4 protein-coding genes are annotated in these 3,840 nt (G+C 66.5%); 2 read left to right on the forward strand and 2 right to left on the reverse strand.

Annotated elements, in window-relative coordinates:
• Positions 1-2 precede the first annotated feature (2 nt).
• Together PQR42_RS45235 and PQR42_RS45240 are read left to right on the forward strand one after the other, a co-directional pair.
• Positions 3-680 (forward strand): heavy metal response regulator transcription factor, encoded by a 678-nt coding sequence (locus PQR42_RS45235; protein ID WP_408226157.1) that lies wholly within the window; start codon positions 3-5, stop codon positions 678-680.
• Positions 680-2,140 carry a heavy metal sensor histidine kinase gene (locus PQR42_RS45240; RefSeq protein ID WP_408496043.1) on the forward strand — a complete coding sequence of 487 codons (1,461 nt, stop codon included), beginning with the start codon at positions 680-682 and terminating at the stop codon, positions 2,138-2,140. Before PQR42_RS45235 ends, PQR42_RS45240 begins: the two co-directional genes overlap by 1 nt.
• Positions 2,141-2,154: 14 nt before the next feature.
• Here PQR42_RS45240 and PQR42_RS45245 read toward each other — a convergent pair whose 3' ends face one another.
• Complete coding sequence (locus tag PQR42_RS45245; protein ID WP_408496045.1) at positions 2,155-3,612, reverse strand: efflux transporter outer membrane subunit; 1,458 nt, start codon at positions 3,610-3,612, stop codon at positions 2,155-2,157.
• A gap of 27 nt (positions 3,613-3,639) precedes the next feature.
• A partial coding sequence (locus tag PQR42_RS45250; RefSeq protein WP_494478192.1) for a permuted SH3 domain-containing protein occupies positions 3,640-3,840 on the reverse strand: 201 nt, incomplete at its 5' end.

Here is a 3,840-nt window from a genome sequence, read left to right on the forward strand (position 1 = left end):
CGATGCGAATCCTGGTGATCGAGGACGAGCTGAAAACAGCAGCCTACCTCAAGAAGGGCCTGGAAGAATCCGGCTATGCGGTCGACGTGGCGAACGACGGCCCGCAGGGGCTGATCCTCGCCCAGGAAGAAGAGTACGACGTGATCGTGCTCGACGTGATGCTGCCCGGCATGGACGGCTGGACCATCGTCAAGACCTTGCGCGCCACGCGCACCACGCCCGTGCTATTCCTCACCGCGCGCGACGACGTCGACGACCGTGTGCGCGGCCTCGAACTCGGCGCGGACGATTACCTCGTCAAACCCTTTGCCTTCGTCGAATTGCTGGCGCGTGTGCGCACGCTGGCGCGCCGTGGCCCGCCGCGCGAAAGTGAACTGATCAAGGTGGGCGATCTGGAAATGGACGTGAACCGCCGTCGTGTGAAGCGTGGCGGCATGCGCATCGACCTGACGCCGCGTGAATTCTCGCTGCTGCAGTTGCTCGCGCGGCGTCAGGGTGAAGTGCTGAGCCGCACGCAGATCGCGTCGTATGTGTGGGACATGAATTTCGACAGCGACACCAATGTGGTCGAAGTGGCGATCCGCCGTCTACGCACCAAGATCGACGACAACTTTCCCGTCAAGCTGATCCACACCGTGCGCGGCGTGGGCTATGTGCTCGAACTGAAGGACGCTGCCTGATGCGCGGCCGCTCGCTTGCCGCAGCGCTTGCGCTGGCGTTCGGCGCGACGACGCTGGCGGTTTTCGTGCTCGTCGGCAGCTTTCTGTATCTCGCGCTCGAAAAGCAGATCAAGGCGCAGGACAATCTCGACATCGTGCTCGCCGCACGCCACGCACGGCGCCTCGCCGAGGAGCTGGATTCGGCGCAAGGCATTCGCGACCACAGCGAGCGCTTGACCAGCGTCGTGCTCGGCAACGAAGCGCTGTCGATGGAAGTGTTCGATCCCGACGGCAAGCGGGCGATCGAACACAACATCGCCGGCGCGCTCGCCGTGCCGGACGCGGCAAGCGACGCCGCGACCGTCGCGGGGTTGCCGCCGCTCACGCGCGTTGCCGCGACGGCGCGTATCACCGAGGCCGATCTCGGCGACTGGACCGGCCGCGGCGGCGCGCCGATCCGCGGCATTTTCACGGACGCACGGCTGCGTAACGGCGACACGGCGAGCCTGCTGGTGGCGCGCAACATGAGCGACCGCTGGCTCCTGCTGGACCGCTACCGCGATAAGCTCAACATGGCGGGTGTGGCCGGCGTGGTGCTGGCCATGCTGCTCGGCTACCTGCTGATTCGCGCCGCGCTGCGGCCGTTGCGCGATATCGCGGCGAGCGCGAGCCTCGTCACGGTGAATCGCCTCGATACGCGGATCGCGGTGGCGCGCGTGCCGAGCGAACTCGAAACGCTGGTGGCCTCGCTAAACGCGATGCTCGAGCGTGTCGAGCATGGCTTTCAGCGTCTGTCGCGTTTCACCGCCGACCTCGCGCACGACATGCGCACGCCGCTCAGCAACATGCGCGGCGCCGCCGAAGTCGCGCTCGCCCGGCCGCGTTCCGTCGATGAATACGAGTCGCTGCTCGCCTCGAATCTGGAAGAGTGCGACCGGCTCTCGCGCATGATCGAGAGCGTGCTGTTTCTGGCGCGCGCCGAGCATCCGCAGTTCGTCAAACAACTGCGCGAGTTCGACGCGGGGCAGGAGCTGGCCCATATCGCCGACTACTTCGAAGGCATTGCGGAAGACGCGAATGTGCGCGTACGCGTGAGCGGCGCGGCCAGCGTGACGGCGGATCTCGAACTGTTTCGCCGCGCCGTGAGCAATCTGCTCGCCAATGCCATTCGGTATACGCCGCCGGGCGGCGAGATCGTGCTGGACGCGAGCGCGTCGGCCGACGCGGTGCGCGTGACCGTGGAGAACCAGGGGCAGCCGATTCCCGCCGAGCACCTCGAACGGATCTTCGATCGCTTCTATCGGGTCGATCCGTCGCGCAGTTCGCTGCCGTCGTCGGGGTTGTCGCAAGGGTCCACGGGGTCGACGGGGCTTGGGCTTGCCATCGTGCGCACGATCATGGAACTGCACGGCGGCTCGGTGCATGCGCAGAGCGATGCGCGCAGCACGCGGTTCGTGCTGAGGTTCCCGCGTGCCAGGTGAGGGCGTACAACTGGTTACACAGACCCCGCCGCGTTCTTGCTTTCGCCACCCCACGTCCCGCCTAAAGCCTTCAGCAACAACACACTCGACTCCAACTGCCGCGCGGCGATCTGATCCGCGATTCGCTGGTTCGTCAGCGCAATCGTCTGCGCGGTCACGACGTCGAGATAGCTGACCGCGCCCGCGTTGAAGCGGTTCGTCGTGAGCCGCAACGACAGGTCCGCGGCCGTGGTGGCGCGCTGCTGGCTGGCGGCTTCGTCGGCGAGGGAATGCAGGGCGGACAGGTTGTCCTCGACCTGCTGGAACGCCACCAGCACCGACTGACGATAGTCTGCGACCGCGCCATCGTATTGCGCCGTGGCGCCGTGCAAACTGGCTTTGCGCTTGCCGCCGTCGAACAGCGTGCCGGCCAGTTGTGGACCGAGCGACCAGAACAGACTCGGCGCGCTCAGCCACGGCGCGAAAAACGTACTTTCGAGCCCCGCGCTCGCGGACAGCACCAGATCCGGAAAAAACGCCGCATGAGCCACGCCGATCTGCGCATTCGCGGATGCCACGCGCCGTTCGGCGGCGGCGATATCGGGGCGCCGTTCCAGCAGTTGTGACGGCACACCAGGTGGAATCGCAGGCGGCGTCACGGCTGAACCGTTCGGCGGCAGCGTAAAGGTCGAAGCCGGTTCGCCGATCAGCGTGGCGATCGCGTGCTGCATCTGCGCGCGCGTCACGTCGATGTCGGTGTCTTGCGTGCGCGTCGCTTCGAGCTGCGTCGTGGCCTGGGCGACGGCGGAGGCATCGATCGCGCCGTCTTTCAGTTGCTGCTGCAACAGATTCAATGCGGCGGCGTAGGCGCTCACGCTGTCGTCGAGCAGTTTCTTCTGTGTGTCGAGCGAGCGCAGCGAGAAATAGTCGACGGCCAGATCGGCGCTCATCGACAGGCGCACGCCTTCGAGGTCGGCCTCGCTCGCCTGAGCGTCGGCCTGCGCGCCGTTCACGCTGTCGCGTATCTTTCCGAACAGGTCCGGCTCCCAACTCGCGGCCACGCCCGCCGAATAGTCCGGCACGGTCTTGCCCGCAAGCGATTTCCCTTCGACGTTCTGCGAGGTCCGAAAGCGCTCCTGCGCGACACCGGCGGTGATGGTCGGGAAGAAACCGGCACGCTGATAGTCCACCATCGAGCGCGCTTGCTGAACCTGCGCGACCGCCTTGCGCACGGTCTGATTCGACACGTCGATGCGTGCCTCGAGCTGGTTCAGCACGGGATCGTTGAAGATCGTCCACCAGGGACCGCGCGGTGTGGCGTCGGCCGGCGCGGCCTGCGCCCAGCCGGGCGCGGCGCCTGCGTAGTGCGCCGGAATCTCGGCGCTCGGGCGCTGATAGGGCGGCAAGGTCGAGCACGCGCTGAGCAGCGCGCCGATCAGCGTGGCCGCCAGCGCGCGGCGCGGCAGCGGCCGTGAAAGAGACAGGGAAAACATCGGCAAATCCTTTCTGTGACGAAGCACTCAGCTATGCATGGCCGGCATGATCTGAACCATCTGGCCGGTAGCGATCGAATCGCCGGGGTTGTCGATCACGCGGTCGGTGGCGGCGAGTCCCGTCGTGATCTCCACGTGCGTGCCGAAATCGCGGCCGATGTGCACGGTCTTGAGCAGCGCGCGGCCGTTGCTGTCGACCACGGCGACCGTCACGCCGTCCGGCCGGAA

The sequence above is a fragment of the Paraburkholderia sediminicola genome (assembly GCF_046027355.1).
GTDB lineage: Bacteria > Pseudomonadota > Gammaproteobacteria > Burkholderiales > Burkholderiaceae > Paraburkholderia > Paraburkholderia sediminicola_B.

Bases quoted from the DNA above. Each gene is read 5' to 3' on its own strand.
- PQR42_RS45235 (WP_408226157.1), top strand. From the start codon at position 3: ATGCGAATCCTGGTGATCGAGGACGAGCTGAAAACAGCAGCCTACCTC.
- PQR42_RS45240 (WP_408496043.1), top strand. From the start codon at position 680: ATGCGCGGCCGCTCGCTTGCCGCAGCGCTTGCGCTGGCGTTCGGCGCG.
- PQR42_RS45245 (WP_408496045.1), bottom strand. From the start codon at position 3,612: ATGTTTTCCCTGTCTCTTTCACGGCCGCTGCCGCGCCGCGCGCTGGCG.